The organism is Hamadaea tsunoensis DSM 44101 (assembly GCF_000428945.1).
Classification (GTDB): Bacteria; Actinomycetota; Actinomycetes; order Mycobacteriales; family Micromonosporaceae; genus Hamadaea; species Hamadaea tsunoensis.
Map to the genome: position 1 here is coordinate 16,201 of NZ_AUAX01000029.1, position 17,351 is coordinate 33,551.

General features: G+C 70.7%; 17 protein-coding genes. 8 read left to right on the top strand and 9 right to left on the bottom strand.

The window, feature by feature from the left end; translation table 11 throughout:
- Positions 1-30 precede the first annotated feature (30 nt).
- Both G401_RS0132360 and G401_RS0132365 read left to right on the top strand, forming a co-directional pair.
- Entirely contained in the window at positions 31-954 is a 924-nt protein-coding gene (locus G401_RS0132360; protein ID WP_027345743.1) for a hypothetical protein, read from the top strand.
- Between the two features lie 70 nt (positions 955-1,024).
- Positions 1,025-2,020, top strand: coding sequence for a hypothetical protein (locus tag G401_RS0132365; protein WP_157546656.1), 996 nt, complete (start codon positions 1,025-1,027; stop codon positions 2,018-2,020).
- A 7-nt stretch (positions 2,021-2,027) separates the two neighbouring features.
- Here G401_RS0132365 and G401_RS0132370 read toward each other — a convergent pair whose 3' ends face one another.
- Complete coding sequence (locus G401_RS0132370) at positions 2,028-2,567, bottom strand: hypothetical protein (RefSeq protein WP_157546657.1); 540 nt, start codon at positions 2,565-2,567, stop codon at positions 2,028-2,030.
- 77 nt (positions 2,568-2,644) lie between these two features.
- Complete coding sequence (locus G401_RS0132375; protein WP_027345746.1) at positions 2,645-4,486, bottom strand: hypothetical protein; 1,842 nt, start codon at positions 4,484-4,486, stop codon at positions 2,645-2,647.
- Positions 4,487-4,794: 308 nt separating this feature from the next.
- On the opposite strand from G401_RS0132375, the gene G401_RS0132380 reads away from it, so the two are divergent.
- Both G401_RS0132380 and G401_RS53640 read left to right on the top strand, forming a co-directional pair.
- A complete protein-coding gene (locus G401_RS0132380; RefSeq protein ID WP_027345747.1) occupies positions 4,795-5,379 on the top strand; it encodes a hypothetical protein in 585 nt (194 codons plus the stop codon).
- Between the two features lie 56 nt (positions 5,380-5,435).
- Entirely contained in the window at positions 5,436-6,254 is an 819-nt protein-coding gene (locus G401_RS53640) for an alpha/beta fold hydrolase (RefSeq protein WP_211240908.1), read from the top strand.
- A 73-nt stretch (positions 6,255-6,327) separates the two neighbouring features.
- On the opposite strand, the gene G401_RS57995 is transcribed toward G401_RS53640, so the two are convergent.
- From G401_RS57995 to G401_RS0132400, 3 genes are all read right to left on the bottom strand, one after another.
- A complete protein-coding gene (locus G401_RS57995) occupies positions 6,328-7,725 on the bottom strand; it encodes a ricin-type beta-trefoil lectin domain protein (RefSeq protein ID WP_051367468.1) in 1,398 nt (465 codons plus the stop codon).
- A gap of 194 nt (positions 7,726-7,919) precedes the next feature.
- On the bottom strand, positions 7,920-8,513 hold the full coding sequence (locus tag G401_RS55210) for a DNA glycosylase AlkZ-like family protein (protein WP_027345749.1): 594 nt from the start codon (positions 8,511-8,513) through the stop codon (positions 7,920-7,922).
- Entirely contained in the window at positions 8,510-9,496 is a 987-nt protein-coding gene (locus G401_RS0132400) for an MDR family NADP-dependent oxidoreductase (protein WP_027345750.1), read from the bottom strand. Before G401_RS0132400 ends, G401_RS55210 begins: the two co-directional genes overlap by 4 nt.
- A gap of 62 nt (positions 9,497-9,558) precedes the next feature.
- Here G401_RS0132400 and G401_RS49985 point away from each other — a divergent pair, with 62 nt between their 5' ends.
- The 3 genes from G401_RS49985 (at position 9,559) to G401_RS0132415 (ending at position 11,585) form a co-directional block, all read left to right on the top strand.
- The gene (locus G401_RS49985; RefSeq protein WP_034593840.1) at positions 9,559-10,542 is read left to right on the top strand and encodes a helix-turn-helix transcriptional regulator; all 984 of its coding nucleotides are present in this window, start codon (positions 9,559-9,561) and stop codon (positions 10,540-10,542) included.
- A 117-nt stretch (positions 10,543-10,659) separates the two neighbouring features.
- Positions 10,660-11,193, top strand: coding sequence for a dihydrofolate reductase family protein (locus G401_RS0132410; RefSeq protein ID WP_027345751.1), 534 nt, complete (start codon positions 10,660-10,662; stop codon positions 11,191-11,193).
- Between the two features lie 29 nt (positions 11,194-11,222).
- The gene (locus G401_RS0132415) at positions 11,223-11,585 is read left to right on the top strand and encodes a DUF1801 domain-containing protein (RefSeq protein WP_027345752.1); all 363 of its coding nucleotides are present in this window, start codon (positions 11,223-11,225) and stop codon (positions 11,583-11,585) included.
- Between the two features lie 208 nt (positions 11,586-11,793).
- Here the strand turns inward: G401_RS0132415 and G401_RS49990 are convergent, their stop codons facing one another.
- The gene (locus G401_RS49990) at positions 11,794-12,054 is read right to left on the bottom strand and encodes a DUF6289 family protein (RefSeq protein WP_034593841.1); all 261 of its coding nucleotides are present in this window, start codon (positions 12,052-12,054) and stop codon (positions 11,794-11,796) included.
- A 16-nt stretch (positions 12,055-12,070) separates the two neighbouring features.
- Positions 12,071-13,285, bottom strand: a complete 1,215-nt coding sequence (locus G401_RS0132425) for a cysteine desulfurase-like protein (RefSeq protein ID WP_027345753.1) — start codon at positions 13,283-13,285, stop codon at positions 12,071-12,073.
- A 169-nt stretch (positions 13,286-13,454) separates the two neighbouring features.
- Here G401_RS0132425 and G401_RS0132430 point away from each other — a divergent pair, with 169 nt between their 5' ends.
- Positions 13,455-15,533, top strand: a complete 2,079-nt coding sequence (locus G401_RS0132430) for a glycoside hydrolase family 2 protein (RefSeq protein ID WP_027345754.1) — start codon at positions 13,455-13,457, stop codon at positions 15,531-15,533.
- A 33-nt stretch (positions 15,534-15,566) separates the two neighbouring features.
- On the opposite strand, the gene G401_RS53645 is transcribed toward G401_RS0132430, so the two are convergent.
- Both G401_RS53645 and G401_RS53650 read right to left on the bottom strand, forming a co-directional pair.
- A complete protein-coding gene (locus G401_RS53645) occupies positions 15,567-16,568 on the bottom strand; it encodes an OmpA family protein (protein WP_051367469.1) in 1,002 nt (333 codons plus the stop codon).
- Positions 16,565-17,335, bottom strand: a complete 771-nt coding sequence (locus tag G401_RS53650) for a helix-hairpin-helix domain-containing protein (protein ID WP_051367470.1) — start codon at positions 17,333-17,335, stop codon at positions 16,565-16,567. Before G401_RS53650 ends, G401_RS53645 begins: the two co-directional genes overlap by 4 nt.
- Positions 17,336-17,351: the final 16 nt, after the last annotated feature.

Sequence of the window (17,351 nt, forward strand, 5' to 3'; positions counted from 1 at the left end):
ATTGCTACATGAGTAGAGTTAAGGACTGTGATGCGGATCCTGGAAGCCTTCGCCCTGCTCGGCGCCCTGGCCATTCTGATCGCGGCTCTGCTGCGCCGCCGCCGGGTCCCCGGATCCGCCGCCGCGCCGGCAGCCGACGCGCCGGCCCGGCTGCTGGCCTGGGTCACCGGCTTCCTGCCCGAGCACCGGGCGGACTGGGGGCAGGCGATGCTCGGCGAGCTGGAGCAGTCGCCGTCACGCGCGAGGCGTTGGCGCTTCGCCGTGGGCTGCCTCGTCGCCGTCGCGCTCCTGCCCGCCCGGCAGGCCGACACCGGCCGGCTGGTGACCGTCCTCGTGCCGGCCGCCGCGGCGGGCTGCGTCGGACTGGTCGCCTACGGTCTGGTGCGCTATCCGGCCATCCTCGACGGGGGTGGCGGCCTGCCCGCGCTGGCCGTGTTCGCCGTCCTCGTCGCCGGCATGGCGATGCTCGCGCTCCTGCTCGTCCGCCGGGGCGCGGCGGCGGGCTTCGCGCTGGCGGGCGGCCTGGGCACCGCGGCGGTGTGGATCGTCTTCGGCTACACCGCCGTCACCTACGCCCAGGCGCGGCCGGCTCTTTCGCTGCTGCTCCTCGCCCTGCCGCTCGCGCCGCTGACCGTCGGCTGGGCGGCCGTCCGCAAGGGCCGCACGGGTGCCGCGGGGCGGCGGGCCGCGCTGCTGTCAGCCCTGATCGCCGGACTGGTGCTCTTCCTCGCGCTGGCCGGTGGCGCGCTGCTGACCGCCGGCGGCCCCTACGACGCCGGGCAGATCCGCGACTTTTCCACCAGCCGATTCCCCGACATCGCAAGCTATGCGGTCAACGACGACCTCGGCACCGCCATGTCGCTGCTCCTGCTCGCCTCAACCGTCACCGCGGTGCTCGGGTGCACCGCGGCCACCATCGCCGCCCGGCTGCGGCGTACCGGTTCATCCGCGTAGTCACCTCGGTTATCCACAGGGCGAAGCGGCGCCATGATCCGATGTCGGCCGACGTGGATATGCTGCGAACATGAAAGATCAATACAGGCGCCCGTTGATCGTCCTGTCTGGACTCGGGCTGCTCCTGTCGGCTGCCTGCGGCCCGGCTCACCCGGCCGCAGCCCCCGCCGCGTCCGCGAGCGCCGCCGCTCCCGGGTTCGTCCAGGTGACGCAGGCCGACGCCAAGGCCGTGCTGGACGCGTACATCGTGGTCAACAACAAGGTCAACGCCGCTCGGGACGTCGCGGGGCTGGCCGCGTACGAGGGCGGTCCGAGCCTGGACGCCGACAAGGGCGACCTCACCAACGACCGGCTGCTGAACCCGAAGAAGGCCGGCATCAGCGAGTTCACCTATGTGGACGCGACGTTCTCGATCCCGGCCGTCTCGGCGTACCCCCGGTGGTTCCTGGCGAGGGCCCACGTGAGCGACAAGGGCAAGCAGCCGGACGTGGCGTGGAGCTACCTGCTCTTCCGCCAGGCCGCGAAGGACGGGCCGTGGCTGCAGGTGGCGAGCCCCAAGGGAACCGACGCGGACAGCGACGTGCCGGCGGTGCGGGTGGACGACGGCGGCCTCGCGACGGCGCCGGCGCTCGACGCCGCGGACGTGGTCGTGCCGCCGTCGAAGGTCGCGGCCCTGTACGCGCAGCGCCTCGACAACGGCGCGCTGGACCGGTTCGCCGGGGCGGACGGCTGGGTGGACTGGGTCGCGCGGGAGAAGGGCAGCTCGGCTTCGAAGGTGAAGGCGACGATCGCCGCCGCACCGTCCTATCCGGACTACGCCCTGACGGCGGCCGACGGCGGCGCGCTGGTCTTCACCACCGTCACGATCGGGATGCGGTACGACATCCACAAGGGCTCGTGGATGACCTACAACGGCTCCGGGTTCCTCAAGGGCAGGTACACCCAGTACATGCAGACGAAGTACATCCTCGAAGCGCTGATCTACGTCCCGCCGGCCGGCGGCGGCGGCAAGCAGCTGCGCGTCCTCGGCACGTACGGGCAGATGGTCGCCGGATCCGGCAAGTAGACCCGGCTCAGGCCGCCGGCTGGTCCTCGGCCGGCGGCCCGCTCGGCCGGGTCTTCAGGGTTCCGACGATCGGCGCGGGGAAGCCCTGGGCGAGTTTCTCCGCGATCTCGTCGCGGGTCCGCAGCGCCCGGTTCCAGCCGACCACCCCGGTCGAGAAGATCTTCTCCACCCGCCCGTCGTCGCAGGCCGCCTCGACCTCCCACGGCCGCCGCAGCAGCACCCGGGCCGGGATCGCGAGGAGCAGCAGCGCCACGACGACGAAGACGTCGACGACGAGCAGCAGCAGCGGCAGCAGGATGAACCAGAACAGCAGACCGCCGACGACCAGCAGGAGGATGCCGAACACGATCGCGCCCAGGTCGTCGCCCCCGCAGCCGCCCAGGTCGCCGCAGCCGTTCAGGTCGCCGAGGCCGCCGCGGTCGGGCTCGCCCGCGCGGCGCCGCCGCCACGCGCCGAACCGGCGGAACAGCGCCGACCAGCGCGGCAACCAGACGACACGGACGCGCCACTCGTCGCCGCCGGGGGAGGTGACCTGCACGGTTTTCACCGCGCGACCCTACCGGTACGCGTCAAGTCGCCCGCCGGGCGGGCGCCGGCCGGTCCGGCGCCCGCTGCGGGCCGACCTCAGGAGCGGGTGGTGATGACGACGACCGTGTTCGCGCCCACGGACAGGGTCTTGCCGCCGGTCAGGTCGAGCCGGTACGCGTCGCCGACCGGCACCGGGAATCCGTTGGCGTCGGTCTTCGGCTCCGCGTCCCTGGCGAAGACGTACTTGTGCACGAGGAGCGATCCGGTGTCCTCGTCGACGGGCACCTGCTGCAGGCTGCCGGTGCGGTTGACCAGGACGATCGTCCAGCCGCCCCCGGGCAGTTCCGCGGCGAGCACGCGTACGCCGGCCGGCTGCGCGGGGGCGTGGATGACCGATCCGGTCGGCAGGTACCGGCACAGCAGGCTCCACGTGTAGAACCACGGCCGCAGCCTGGTCGAGTGCGCCGAGACGTGGGCGGGGTCCTCGTCGCCGCGGCCCCACATACCGCAGTACGTCTCGTAGGCGTACCCGTCCAGGCACCAGGCCGCGGCCCCGTCCACGCCGGCCCGGGCCTCCTGCACGGCCAGGTCGGCCATGCGCAGCGCCTGTTCGGGCTCCAGCTCGAAATCGTAGTTCTTGACCAGTTCGCCGGTTTCCGGGTCCAGGACCTCGGCCGCCTTCATCCCGGTCTCGCCGAGCAGGATCGGCGTACCCGGGCGGGCCGACCGCAGCTGGGCCACGGCGCCGGTCATCACCGGCAGGACGTAGTCGGGCGGCGCGGAGTAGAGCTCCTGGCTGTAGAAATGCGCGTCACTGGCCCCGATGAGGGCGCCCTGCCGGGCCGACCGCAGCCACCACGAACCGTTGTCCTTCCACGTGCCGGTGCTCGCGAAGGTCTGGGTCAGGTCGCCCAGCTGATCGTCGATGGTGGTACTCGCGTTGGACAGCTTCACCTCGCCGACCGTGTGCTCGCCCGCCGAGGTGGCCACCGACAGCCGCAGGTACTTGGCGTTCGTGATGGCGCCCAGCGCGTAGTCGTAGCGGAACATGCCGCCCGCGTTCTTGCCGGTGACCGTGCCGACCGGCTGGGGCACCGGAACGTGCAGCTCGTTCCAGGTGACGGCGTCCGAGGACTTCTGGAAGGTGACCGAGGTGTCGGCGGCGGTGTCGGCGAAGACCGTGGCGCTCATGGTGCTGTAGTTGGCCAGCTTCCAGACCAGGCCGGCGGGGCAGGTCCCGGTCTTGCAGGTCGTCGCGGTCTGGTGGTTGAGATCGCCGCTGTAGACGGAGATGCCGGCCTCGGCGGTGTCCGCGCCGGAGATCGTGGTCCTGTGCGTGTCCACGCCCTTCTCGGCGAACGCGACGACGAGGTTGTCGGTGGCCGTCACCCAGTCGTCGAAGGAGTGGCCGCCGCTCTCGTCGGGCACGTTGGGCTCGTTGAAGCCGACCCAGTAGGTCGGCGCCGCGCCGTCGTCCTGCAGCCGGCGTACGAGTTTCGCCGCGACCTCGGCGGTGTGCAGCTTGGTGTACGTCAGATTCTGCAGGCCGAAAAGGCCGCTGACGACGGGTACGCCCTTGTCGACGTAGTACTTGACGACTTGGAGAGCGTTCGCGTACTGGGCGCTGGTGTCGAAGCTCCAGTGGTCGGTGTTGTCGTCACCCGACCAGAACCACGGCAGGTTGAACATCACCCGGACCACGCCGGGCGAGATGTACGCGGTACGCGTCTGCATCGTGGCCCAGTCCTGCGCCGACCAGGAGGTGGCCGGGTTGGGCGGCTGAGGATTCTGGTTGTAGCCCAGGCCGATCCAGTTGCTGGCCACCACGTCGTCGCCGGTGAGGGCGAGTCCGCGGGCGGGAGCGGCCAGGAAGGCGGTCAGCAGGACGAGGACTGCGACGAGAGCGGTACGGACACGGGTGGGTGCCGGTGGACGCATGGGTCTCTCCAAGATATGGGGATGTTCGTTGCGCGCGCCCAAATCCTGCTGGGATACAGAGGTGGTGGTCAATGTCTCGTACGGTCCCCGAACAATCGCCGAACCTGTCCCGTTCGTCGGACCGCAACCGCCCCGCCCCGCCGCCCCGCCGGCCCGAGCTTGCGACGATCTTGCGCGAATGTCCGGGCCTTTCCGGCATACCGGACGGATTTCGGGGCATTCGCGCAAGATCGTTGGATCGGCGCGTGACGGGACTGTGGCGACGCCGCGTCCTCCCTAGAATCTCCTCCATCGTCGATGGGGGAGACATGGACAGCCTGGGAGACGTGCAAACGGCGGACGGCGTCCAGGAGGAGCCGGCCGAGAAAGCGGTCGCCTCCGCGGGAAGGCCGCCGTTCGGCAACAGCATCGCCTTCATCCTGCTGGCGGCGGTCGCCGTGGCGGCGCTTCTGTTGGGCCATGCGGCTTTCGCCGAACTGCGGCAGGTGACGCGGTGGCTGGCGGCGCTGGCCGTCCTGGCCGGGCTGAGCGCGTTGGCCGTGGCGCTGTTCCCGGCGCGGGACCGCCGGCCGGCGGTGCGACTCACGGCCGTGGGGCTGAGCCTGCTCGGCGCGGCGGTCGCCGTGACGTGGCTCGGGCAGGGAGGGCTGCCCGAGGGGCGGATGACCGTCGAGTACGGCGACGGCTCCCAGGTGTGCGGTGACGTGTCCTGGAGTACGCGTGACTTCCTGCGGGTGGAGTTCGCTTACTACGACCCGAATGTGAAGACGCGTTCCAGCGGACCGGACGGGCGGTACGAGCCCGACGGGGTGGCGGACCTCGTGATCCCGAGCGGGCAGATACGCACACTGCTGCCGACCGACACCTGCCCGCAGCAGCTGAAGCCCAAGTAGCCGGCGGGAGGCGACGGCCGCCACCGGGCTTGCCGCCGTTTGCGACACTGGCCCAGGTGAATCACGTGACGTCCGCCGACGGTACGAGAATCGAGTTCACCAGCGTGGGCGACGGCCCGGGACTGGTCGTCCTCCCGGGTAACAACCGCCGGGCCCGCCACTACGAGCGGCTCGCCGCGGTGCTGTCCGAGCGGTATCGCGTACACGTCCTCGATCGGCGGGGTCGTGGCGGCAGCGGGCCGCAGGGGCCGGCGTACAGCATCGACAAGGAAGTCGACGACGCGGTCGCGGTGATGACCGCCACCGGCGCCGACTCGGTCTTCGGGCACAGCTACGGCGGGCTTGTGGGACTGCACCTCGCGCTCCGGCAGCCGGTGCGGTCGCTGGTGCTGTACGAGCCCGGCGCGGACATCGGCGGCCGGCTCGACGGCAGCTTCCTGGCGGAGTTCACCCGCCGGGTGGAGTCGGGCCAGCGGGTACGGCCGTTCGCGCTGTTCCTTCAGCGTATGGGGCTGCTGCCGTTCGGCAAGGCGCCCCGTTTCGTGTTCACGGCGGTCTCCGCGCTCATCCTCGCCGACCGTACCGAGGGCGCCGAGATGCGCGCGATGATGCCGACGACCCCGGCCGAACTGGGCGAGCTGATCCGGCTCGCGTCGGACGGCTCCCGCTACCGGGCGATCGGCTCGCCGACGCTGGTGCTGGCGGGGAGCAAGACCGCTCCGGCGTTCCTGCTCGACATCTGCGCGGACCTGGCGGACATCGTTCCCGGTGCCCGCTGCGAAGTGCTGGAAGGTCTGGGCCACAACGCTCCCGACAACGACGCTCCGGAAACGGTCGCCGCCCGCATCGCCGCCGAGCTGGCCGTCCACGCCTGACGGCGGACCGCCGGGCGCCCATGAACAGACGGCGTGTACGCCCACGCGGGAAGGGCGCACACGCCGTACGCCGTCAGGAGCGGGTCCAGGACTGGTTGGAGCCGCCGTTGCACGTCCAGATCTCGACCTTGCTGCCGTTGGCCGTTGCGGCGCCGGTCACATCGAGGCACAGGCCGGACTGCACGCCGGTGACGGTCCCGTTGCCGTTGATGTTCCACTGCTGGTTGCCGGCACCGGTGCAGGACGCTATCTGCGCGGCGGCGCCCGCGGACGTCGACTGGTTGGCGACCTCCAGGCACTTGTTGCCGTAGACGACGAGTTCCTTGGTGGCGTTCAGGGTCCAGGACTGGTTGCTGCCGCCGTTGCAGTCCCAGATCACGACCTGGGTGCCGTCGGTGGTGGACGAGTTGGGGACGTCCAGGCAGCGGTTCGAGGCGACGCCGCGGAGGACGGACGTGCCGGTTCCGCCGCCGCCGCCACCGGTCACGACACCGGTGGCGGTGTCCACGGTCCAACTGGACTGGCAGCTCATCGAGACCGTGGTGCCGTTGACGGTGAGCGGCTCCCATACGTAGCGGGAGTCGGTGAGGTTGCCGGAGTTCCACCGGTCACCGAGGAACACGTAGCTCGTGGTGCTGCTGCCCGCGACGGGGACGATCGCGGTCGTCTGCGAGTTGCAGGTGTTGGTCCCCGACGGGGCGAAACTGCGGAACGAGCTCCATGTTCCGGCGATCGACGTCGCGGTCGCGTACTGGTTGTCGTTGGTGGACCAGCCGGTCAGGTGCGAGCCGAAGAGGTAGTACGTGCCGCCGATCTTGACCATGGCCGGCGCCTCGTACTGGTTGAGCGTCTTCACCAGCGACGTGACGGTGAGGAAGTCGGACGAGAGCTGGTAGATCTGCAGCTTCGTGTTGGTCCGGTCCTCGCTGATGAAGTAGCCGGTGGAGCCGTCGAGGAACAGGTTGTCGTCGAGGCTGTCGTGGCCCAGCGGCTTGAAGCTGCCGCGGTAGGTGTAGCTGCCGCAGACGCTGGAACTGGTCGCCACGCCGGCTTTGCGCTCGGCGTAGCTGGAGCTGTCGATGTGCATGTACATGACGTACGTGGCGGTGGCCGCGTTGTAGATGACGTGCGGCCGCTCGACGATCCGGTTGGGCCCCAGGTCGCCGCTGGACTGCCGGGTCAGCACGTTGGCCACGAAGGTCCAGTGGCTCAGGTCGGTCGACGAGTAGCACTTGACGTTCTGGAAGGGCGAGCCGCTGGTCTTGTCCTCGCCGAGCCAGTAGTAGGTGCTTCCCACCTTGGTGATGCCCTCGCCGTGGGCCTGGATGACGTTGCCGGACGAGTCGTTCCACACGGCGCCCGGCGTGATGGTGACCGCGGCGGCGGAAGCGGGGGAGGCCGCGGCGGCGGCGAGACTGAGGGCGGCGAGCAGCGCGATCGTCGGGCGGGTGAACAGGAGACGTCTGTTCATGGCGATCCCTTTCGGTCATGCCGGCGGCACCGAACGGGCCCTCGGATCGTGCGCCACCGGGGAGACGGCGGGCGGACCGGGCACGAGGGCGGCGTGGGGACGGGTGCCGCGATCGGCGTTGATGTTGATCGATGTATCGGGCGGTCAACGTAACTCTTCCCGGGTGGGTCGTCAATGACGGTCGGCCCGCTCCACTACGGTTGCGCCGCTCCCCTGTACGCGACGAACGGCAGCATCCGATGCGCCTCCTTCTCGACGGCCTCCCGGTCGGCGGCTGCGAGCGGCCGGAACGGGGCGAGCCGGATGTCGTCTCCGGTGAAGGACCAGGTCCCGCGGACGAAGCCGTCGATGAGGATGGTCGGTCGCACCAGGGCCCGGCCGGGCATGACCTGCTTGCGATCATCGTCGTCGATGATGCGGCTGCGGTCGGCGTGGCCCAGAAGGATGTTGTTGCCGTTGCGGCGGAAGTACGCGGAGTTCGCGGTGCGGTCGAGGACGGGTTGCAGGAGAGGCCGCAGCCGACGGAAGTCGTCGGCCGCGGCGAGGTGCTGGGTGCTGCGCAGGAGGCCGGAGCGCACGACCTGCCTCTCGTTCAGAAGCGCGGTCAGGTGGGCGTGGGTGAATCCGCGGATCCGGCTCCACAGCCCGAGGTAGGGCCAGTTCGGTTCCTGTGCCTGCAGCGCGACGAGGTGCCGGATCACGTTCATCGGCGGCTGGCCGGTGCGTTCCAGGAGGAACTGGCGCTGCAGGAGTGCCCGGTTGAGGACGCGCCGGGACGGCGGCGTCATGCCAGCGGTACCGAGACGTTGCCGCGGAAGTCGCCGCGCAGCAGCGACAGGAAGGCATCGGGTACGCCGTCGATGCCCGTCTCGACGACCGTCTGCGGGAAGACGAAACCGTCCTGGTCGAGCCAGGTCTGGAAGTGGCTGTGCCACGCGGCGATCTGGTCGGGGGTGTGAAAGCAGGAGAACGGGAGCAGGTGCACACCCTTGGCCTCGGCGGCCGCCCGGTCGGGCGCGGGGAACCGGTCGGCGGCCGCGCCCAGCTGGGTCGACAGCGATCCGCACAGGGCGAACCGCGCTCCCGGCACGGCCACCTCCAGCGCGGCGTCGTAGAGAGCGCCGCCGACCGTGTCGAAGAAGACCGTGATTCCTTCAGGGGCCAGCTCCTTGAGCGCGGCGACCGGGTCCTGGTGGTGGTCGAAGGCGGCGTCGAGGCCGAGCGTGCCGACCAGGTACTCCGCCTTGGCCTGGCTGCCCGCGCTGCCGACGACCTTCGCCGCGCCCAGGTTGCGGGCGATCTGGGCGGCCAGGGAGCCGACGCCACCGGCCGCGCCCGAGACGAACACGACATCACCCGGGCCGACCTTGGCCACGTCCGCGACGCCGTAGTACGCCGTCGGTCCCTGGGCCAGGTGGAAGTTGGGATCCGGATACGTGTCCCGGTCGAGTTTGACGTACGCGCCGGCCGGGCCGGCGGAATGCGTACTCCAGCCGCTCATCGACTGGACCAGGTCGCCTTCCCGCAGGCCCGGATCCGCCGACCGGAGCACTGTGCCGACGGCCGTGAGGCCGATGCGCCGACCCGGCTGCCACGCGGGGACCGGCAGGTGGCAGTCGGAGCGCATGAGTTCCAGACAGGTGGCGGCGAGGCCGAGGTAGTCGGTGCGGACCACGACGTCGCCGTCGATCTCGACCTCGGCGACGGTGAAGTGCTCCCGCCCCGGTACGCCGACGATCTGGGCGGTCAGCTGAATCTCGTGAGTGATCATGACAACGACCCTAGAAGAGCTTCCGGCCACTTCCTGACCGGAAGCCGTGCGAAGATCGCGACATGGCCAATACCAGCTCCCGGACGCTGCGGCTGCTGTCGTTGTTGCAGACGCACCGCCACTGGGCCGGTGTCGCGCTGGCCGACCGCCTCGGGGTTTCGGAACGCACCCTGCGCCGCGATGTCGACCGGCTGCGTGAACTCGGCTATCCCGTGCACGCCTCGCGCGGAACCGACGGCGGTTACCAGCTGGCCCCCGGCGCGGTCCTGCCGCCGCTGCTGCTCGATGACGAGGAAGGCGTCGCGCTCGCGGTCGGCATGGCCGAGGCCACCCAGAGCGGCATCGCCGGAATCGAGGATGCGGCGGTCCGCGCGCTGACCAAGGTGGTGCAGGTGCTCCCGCCGCGCCTGCGAGCCCGGGTCAACGCGTTGCGCGCGATGACCGTCGCCCCCGCGACCGCGGGACCGGTCGTTCCCGCCGAGGTGCTCACCGTGATCGCCCAGGCGTGCCGGGACGAGGAGCGGCTGCGGTTCCGCTACACCGCCCGCGGTGGGCCCGACACCGACCGGGAAGTCGAGCCCTACCGTCTGGTCGCTCTCGGCGGTCGCTGGTACCTGGCCTCCTACGACCTGACCCGGCACGACTGGCGCAGCTTCCGCCTCGACCGGCTGGCCGATCCCAGCAGCGACGGGGTGCGCTTCCGGCCGCGTCCCCTGCCCGCCGGGGACGCCGCCGAGTTCGTCCGGACCTCCGGCGGCGTCCCCACAGGACACACCGTGCGGGTACGCGTCCACGCGCCGGCGGAGCACGTCCGCCGCGTCGCCGGCCAGTGGGGCACGATCGAGACCATCGACGACCAGCGCTGCTATCTCAGCATGGTCTCCGGCAGCCTGGACTGGCCCACCCAGGCGCTGGGCAACATCGGCGCCGATTTCGAGGTGCTCGGCCCGCCGGAATTCATCGACCATCTGCGCGACTGGGGAACGCGGTTCCTCCGCGCCGCACAGCCGGGCGCCGAGCGTGCCGACTCCGCGGGCCCCGCCTGAACCGGCCGAAATCGGGCTCGGCAAAAAATCTTCGAAAAAGTTCTCCGGTGATGTCGATCCGCGCCCCCGCCCGTTCGCTGCCTGTGTAGAGAACATCCGAGGAGAAGGGCAAACATCATGCGGAAGATCGTTGCGGGGCTGCACATGTCGCTCGACGGGGTCATCGAGTCGCCGGAGAAGTGGAGCTTCGACTACTACTGCGACGAGGTCGGCCAGTCGATCAAGTCCCGGCGCGACGAGACCGAGACGCTGCTGTTCGGCCGGACGATGTACGAGGAGTTCGCGGCCTTCTGGCCGGGGCAGAGCGGCGAGGTCGCCGACTTCATGAACAACACCCCGAAACTGGTGGCGTCGCGGACGCTGGAGTCGGTGGACTGGTCGGGCAGCACCCTGATCGAGGGCGACGTGTTCGCGGCGCTCGGCGCGCTGAAGGAGAAGCCCGGCGGCAACATCACCGTGACCGGCAGCGCGACGCTGCTGCGCTCGCTGATCGCCGCGCGGCTGGTCGACGAGCTGCACCTGCTGGTCTGCCCGATCGTGCTCGGGGAGGGCAAGCGCCTGTTCGCCGGCAGCCACCGCGTCCCGTTGAGCCTCGCCGGGGCGGAGAGCTTTCCCACCGGCGTCACCCACCTCACCTACCAGCCGGCCTGACCCCGAACTCTCCGGAAAGGAATCCTGACATGGCCAAGTTCAGCACGATCGACGAGTACGCGGCCGCGCAGCCCGAAGACCTGCGGGCCGTGACCGAGAAGATGATCTACCTGATCGACGGGGCGCTGCCCGGCACCGGCGCGCTGTGGCAGGGGCACCCGGTGTGGAGTCTCGGCGCGGCACCGGGCAAGCAGCCGGTGTGCCTGATCAAGGCGTACGCGTCCTATGTGACCTTCGGTCTGTGGCGGGGGCGGGAGCTCGACGATCCGGACGGGCGCATCGACGCGAAGGGCGGGATGGCGCACGTGAAGCTGCGCGGCCCCGACGACATCGACGCGGCGCTGTTCACCCGCTGGCTGACCCAGGCCGCCGCCCTCGAACGCGCCGCCTGACCCGCCCCGCCGGCCCCGTCCTCGCCCAGGCCCAGCCTCGACGATCTTGCGCGAATGTACCGGCATTCCGGGCATTCATCGCGATTTTTGGGACATTCGCGCAAGATTGTCGAGGTGGCCGGGGCCGGCCCGTCGCGATCCCGATCCGGGCGTTCGTCGCAGGAGTCGCCCACGCATACGGGCGGGGCCCAGGATTCCGGGGTGGGGGTCAGACCGGGTTGGGTGGGTTCTGGCAGGTGTCCTGGACATAGACCGAGTAGCCCGCCTTGATGCCCCAGTCGAGCACCACGCCGTCGCAGTTGGTGGTGTGCAGGCCCTGGAGATGCGTGTGCGCGGCGTCGGAGAAGTACTCCCAGCCGCACTCGGTGCCGGCCGGACACTTGCTGTACGCCTGGGCCGGTGCGGCCGGGACGACGGCGAGTCCGATGCCCGCGGCGGCGGTGGCCGCGACGAGGAAGCGTCGAATCATGTATTGATGATTATCGTCATAGCGGCCGGCGCGCAAGACCCTGGAGCGCGGTCACGAGCCGGTCGACGTCGCCCTCGCCGGTGTAGTGGTAGACGCTGGCGCGGACGGCGCCACCGCTGTCGCGCAGGCCCATCGCGGTGAAGTACTCGAACGCGTAGTAGTCGCCGGCGAAGGCGCAGATTCCCTGTTCCCCCAACGCTTCCGAGGTCGCCGTGGGATGCTGCCCGTCGATCCGGAACGCCACCGTCGGCGCGCGGTCCGCGGGCGCCGGGAGCATCGTCACGCCGTCGATCGCCGCCAGTCCGGCGACGAGCTTCTCGAAGAGCGCCATCTCGTACGCCTGGGCGGCCGCGAGCGATCCGAGCAGCCGTTCGCGTCGCGTACCGGTGGCGGCGGGGTCGAGGGACGCGAGGTGCTCCACGGCCGCGGTGACCCCGGCGAGCAGCTCGAAGCTCGGCGTACCGTGCTCGAACCGGTCGGGGGAGGCGTCGCTGGACGGGTTGAGCTTCTCCGGCCGCAGCGACGCCCACAGTTCCGGCGCGGCGACACAGGCCGCGATGTGCGGTCCCGACCATTTGTACGCGCTGGTCACGTAGAAGTCGGCGCCGAGCGTACCGATGTCGGTGGGCTGGTGGGGCGTGGCGTGTACGCCGTCCACATAGCACAGCGCGCCGACGGCCCGGGCCGCGGCCGCGATGGCCGGGACGTCGGGGCGGGAGCCGATCGCATTGCTGGCGGCGGTGACGGCGACGAGCCGGGTGCGCTCGTTGATCAGGCCGGTGACGTTCGCGGTGGGCAGCGTGCCGGTGGCCAGGTCGACGTCGGCGACGCGCACGGTCGCGCCGGCCCGCTCGGCGGCCTGGATCCAGGGGCGGACGTTGGCGTCGTGGTCGAGCCGGGTCACCACGACCTCGTCGCCGGGACCCCACGACCGCCCGAGCGTCCGCGACACCAGGTAGGTCAGCGAGGTCGCCGAGGAGCCGAACACGACTCCGCCGGCTGCCCCGCCGACCAGGTCCGCCACGGCCGCGCGGGCCTCGTCGACGATCTCGACGGCCCGGCGGCCGGGCGCGAACGCGGTGCTGCGGTTGGCGACCGCGGCGCGCAGCACGCCCGCGACGGCGGCGGCGACCGGCTCGGCCACGAGCGTTCCGGCGGCCCCGTCGAAGTGGCAGTAACCCTCGGTCAACGCCGGGTAGGCGGACCGGACGGCGTCGATGTCGATCGGCATGACACGCACTCTATCGCTGCGGACCCCTCAAGATCCGGTTTGGATCAGGTTTTCGCACGTAATCATGGCCCATGATTCGGGTGATTTCCCTGATCCAAGCGGGATCATGGCCGGGGTCCGGGTATGTGGGGGGTTGGCAGAATAGCGATACGTGTCTATGGTTGTGGACATGCCTTCTCGCCGGACAGTCCTCGCCGGCGGCCTTGCGGGCGGTGCCGCCGCGCTGCTCCCGGCGTCCCCGTCGACGGCCGCGACCTATACCCCGCCCGCTGTGCGTACGCGGATCGACCTCAACGCGAGCTGGCGGTTCCTGCGCGCCGACGCGTCGGGGGCGCAGGCGGTGAGCTTCGACGACTCCTCGTGGACGGCCGTCACCGTGCCCCACACCTGGAACGCCGCCGACGGGCAGGACGGCGGGAACAACTACTACCGCGGGCCGGGCTGGTACCGGCGGCACTACGCCGTCCCCGCCGCGTACGCGGGCCGGCGGATGTGGCTGCAGTTCGCCGGGGTGAACACGACCGCCGACGTCTACGTCAACGGCACGCTGCTCGGGCAGCACAAGGGCGGCTACGCCCGGATCCGGTTCGACGCGACGGCCGCCCTGAAACCGGGGCAGGACAACGTGATCGCCGTACGCGTGACGAACGCCGCCGACGCGGGCGTGCCCCCGCTCAGCGCCGACTACACGTTCTTCGGCGGGATCTACCGCAACGTGAGCCTGCAGGTGACCGATCCGCTGTGCGTACGCATGCTCGACAACGCCGGTCCGGGGCTGTTCGTGCGGACGACGGCCCTGTCGGCGGCCTCGGCCACGGTCGAGGTGAAGTCGTCGGGCTGGAACAACGGCACGACCACCCGGGCGGTCAGCGTACGCGCGGTCGTCACCGACGCGGCCGGGAACATCGTCGCGGACGCGACCACGGCGCCGCAGAACGTCGCGGCGGCGGCCGGATTCACGACCACGCAGACGATCACGATCGCGAACCCGCACCGCTGGCAGGGCAAGGCCGACCCGTACCTCTACAACGCCAACATCGAGATCCGCGACGGGTCGACGGTCACCGACGCGGTCACCGAGCGGTTCGGGCTGCGGACGGTCACGATCGACCCGGTGAACGGGCTGTTCCTCAACGGCGTCCACGTGCCGCTGCACGGCGTGAACCGCCACCAGGACCGGCTCGGCCGGGGCTGGGCGATCAACGACCCCGAGCACACCACCGATTTCGACCTGATGGACGAGATGGGCGTCAACGCGCTGCGTACGGCGCACTACCAGCAGGACCAGAAGGTCTACAACCTGGCCGACGAGCGCGGCTACCTGGTCTGGGCCGAGATCCCGCTGGTCAACTCGGTCACCAACTCGGCGGCCTTCACCGCCAACGCCCAGCAGCAGCTGCGCGAGCTGATCCGGCAGAACTACAACCACCCGTCGATCGTCGTGTGGGGGATCGGCAACGAGCAGGCGGCCGACGACTCGACCACCAACAACCTGCTCGCCTCGCTGGCCTCGCTCGTCTCGACGGAGGACCCCGACCGGCTGTCGACCTACGCGCACAACGGCGCGATCACCAGCGGCCTGGTCAACCACGCGAAGGCGGCCGGCTACAACCGTTACAGCGGCTGGTATTCGGGTGCCTCGGCGGACTTCGGGCCGTGGGCCGACAACCTGCACGCCGCCCAGCCGACCCGGCTCATCGCGATCAGCGAGTACGGCGCGGGCGCGAGCGTCAACCAGCACCAGGAGAACCCGCCCAAGCCGGTGCCGGACTCCGACTTCCACCCCGAGGAGTACCAGGCGCTGCTACACGAGTCGCACTGGGCGCAGATCGCCGCGCGGCCCTACCTGTGGGGAACCTTCGTGTGGAACATGTTCGACTTCGCCGCCGACGCCCGCAGTGAGGGCGACACCTACGGGCGCAACGACAAGGGCCTGGTCACCTACGACCGCGCCACCCGCAAGGACGCCTTCTACTGGTACAAGGCCAACTGGACCACGACGCCGTTCGTCTACATCGCGAGCCGCCGCTGGGCGTCCCGCACCACCGCGGCCACCACCATCAAGGTGTACGCGACGGCGGACAGCGTCACCCTCACCCTCAACGGGGCGTCCCTGGGCACGAAGACGTCCTCGAACCACATCTACACGTGGCCGGCGACCCTGCGATCCGGCGCCAACACCGTCACCGCCTCCGGTACGCGCGACGGCGTCGCGTACACCGACACCGTCACCTGGACGCTCGCGTAGAGCGACCGGGCGACGGTGCCGGTTGCGATCTGACTACTGCGGGTTCTGGACGATGAACTCGACCCGGCGGTTGATCGCGCGGTTGTGGTCCGAGGTGTTGGGCACCTTGGGCCGCGACTCGCCGAAACCGTTGGAGGACAAGCGTTCCCTGGCCACACCGAGCGAGACGAGGGTGTTGAGCACGGTCGCGGCGCGGGCCTTGCTCAGCGCCAGGTTGTGCTCGGCCGTGCCGGTGCTGTCGGTGTGCCCCTCGATCCGCACGGTGACGGCCGGGTTGGCCTTGAGGATCGTCGCCGCCTTCGCGACGGCGGCCCGGCCCGCCGGGGTGAGGATCGCGCTGTTGTCCTCGAAGGTGATCGGCGGCAGGCTGATCAGCGCCCGCTGGATCTCCTTCGGCGGCGGCGCGACCGTCAGCTGGTCGGACACGTTCGCGACGCCGACGGCCTGCCCGGCCGCCGCGATCACGGCGTCGTGCACGGCGGCCGACTCGACCTGACCGCTGATGTTGATCCGGCCGTCGGCCAGCGTGACCGTCACGCCCTTCGCGGTCGTGCCGAGCGCGTCGACGACCGCGCCGAGGCCGGACACGCCGTCCTCGGTCACCGCCGGGTCGACGGTGAGGCCGGCCTGCGTACCGGCCTTGGACTGCAGGGCCGCCTTCGCGGTCGCGCTCGCCACGACACCGGTGACCGTCACCTGCGTACCTTCGACGGTGATCGTCACCGACGGCTTCTTCTGCGGTGCCGCCGGGCCGGTCACGTCGACGACGCGTACGCCGTCCAGGCCGGCGACGATGTCCCGGGCCTTGTCCACGTCCGCCGCGTTCGACACCACGACCGAGCCGTCCCGGCCGGCGAAGCTGACCTGCGTACCGGTGATGCCCGCGGCCTGCAGGGCCTGGTTCGAGCGGCCGGTGAGATTGTCCTCCATGGAATGCCGGTTGCCGATGTTCTGGAAGAACCCGATCACCAGCAGGCCCGCGACGCCGACGGAGAGACCGACCCAGAGCGGCAGCCGCCGCGCCTGCGCGCTCACTCGCGACCCTCGTCCCGGCCCGCGACCAGGCGGCGGGTGAGGTCGGCGTGACCGTCGTGGTCACCGTCGGCCAGCAGCCGCGCCTGACGCGCCCACGTCACGATGCTCGGCGCGAAGTTCAGGCCCTGGGCCTCGATCGCGGTACGCAGGGCGGTCTCGTCGGCGTCGGCGAGCTGCGCCCACGTCCGGATGCCGGCCTTGTGCAGGGCGCCCTCCATCTTCGGGCCGATGCCCTCGATGCGCTGCAGGTTGTCGGGCTCGGGCTCCTCGACGTCCTCGATGGCCTCGACCTCGGGCGCGGCGGCCTGGACGGGAATCGGGGCCTCCTCGACCCGCGCTTCCGGCTCGGGCTCGGGCTCCGGCTCGGGCTCTGGTTCGGGTTCCGGCTCGGCCGCGGGCTCCTCCGCCGGGGTCTCGTCGACCGCCACCGGTACGACGACCGGCTCCTCGACGACCGCCTCTTCTTCGGCCGGCTCCGCCACGACCGGCTCTTCCGCGACCGGCTCTTCCGCGACCGGCTCAGTTACGACCGGCTCAGCTACCACCGGCTCTTCCACGACCGGCGCCGCGACGGCTGCTTCCTCCACGACCGGCTTGGCCGACGCCGGCTTGGCTGAGGCCGGTTTGGCTGAGGCCGGTTTCGCCGAGGCCGGCTTGGCCGTCGCGGGCTCCGCCGAGGCGACCGCCGCCGGGGCCGACGACCGTTCGCCCCGCAGCAGGCGGCCCCAGACGAGCCAGCCGACGAGCAGTCCCAACAGGAACGCCACTGCGATGATTACTACT

Coding starts and splice junctions, on each gene's coding strand:
- G401_RS49990 (WP_034593841.1), bottom strand. CDS start 12,054: ATGATTCGACGCTTCCTCGTCGCGGCCACCGCCGCCGCGGGCATCGGA.
- G401_RS0132380 (WP_027345747.1), top strand. CDS start 4,795: ATGGACAGCCTGGGAGACGTGCAAACGGCGGACGGCGTCCAGGAGGAG.
- G401_RS57995 (WP_051367468.1), bottom strand. CDS start 7,725: ATGAACAGACGTCTCCTGTTCACCCGCCCGACGATCGCGCTGCTCGCC.
- G401_RS49985 (WP_034593840.1), top strand. CDS start 9,559: ATGGCCAATACCAGCTCCCGGACGCTGCGGCTGCTGTCGTTGTTGCAG.
- G401_RS0132360 (WP_027345743.1), top strand. CDS start 31: ATGCGGATCCTGGAAGCCTTCGCCCTGCTCGGCGCCCTGGCCATTCTG.
- G401_RS0132415 (WP_027345752.1), top strand. CDS start 11,223: ATGGCCAAGTTCAGCACGATCGACGAGTACGCGGCCGCGCAGCCCGAA.
- G401_RS55210 (WP_027345749.1), bottom strand. CDS start 8,513: ATGACGCCGCCGTCCCGGCGCGTCCTCAACCGGGCACTCCTGCAGCGC.
- G401_RS0132425 (WP_027345753.1), bottom strand. CDS start 13,285: ATGCCGATCGACATCGACGCCGTCCGGTCCGCCTACCCGGCGTTGACC.
- G401_RS0132400 (WP_027345750.1), bottom strand. CDS start 9,496: ATGATCACTCACGAGATTCAGCTGACCGCCCAGATCGTCGGCGTACCG.
- G401_RS0132365 (WP_157546656.1), top strand. CDS start 1,025: ATGAAAGATCAATACAGGCGCCCGTTGATCGTCCTGTCTGGACTCGGG.
- G401_RS0132430 (WP_027345754.1), top strand. CDS start 13,455: ATGCCTTCTCGCCGGACAGTCCTCGCCGGCGGCCTTGCGGGCGGTGCC.
- G401_RS0132375 (WP_027345746.1), bottom strand. CDS start 4,486: ATGCGTCCACCGGCACCCACCCGTGTCCGTACCGCTCTCGTCGCAGTC.
- G401_RS0132410 (WP_027345751.1), top strand. CDS start 10,660: ATGCGGAAGATCGTTGCGGGGCTGCACATGTCGCTCGACGGGGTCATC.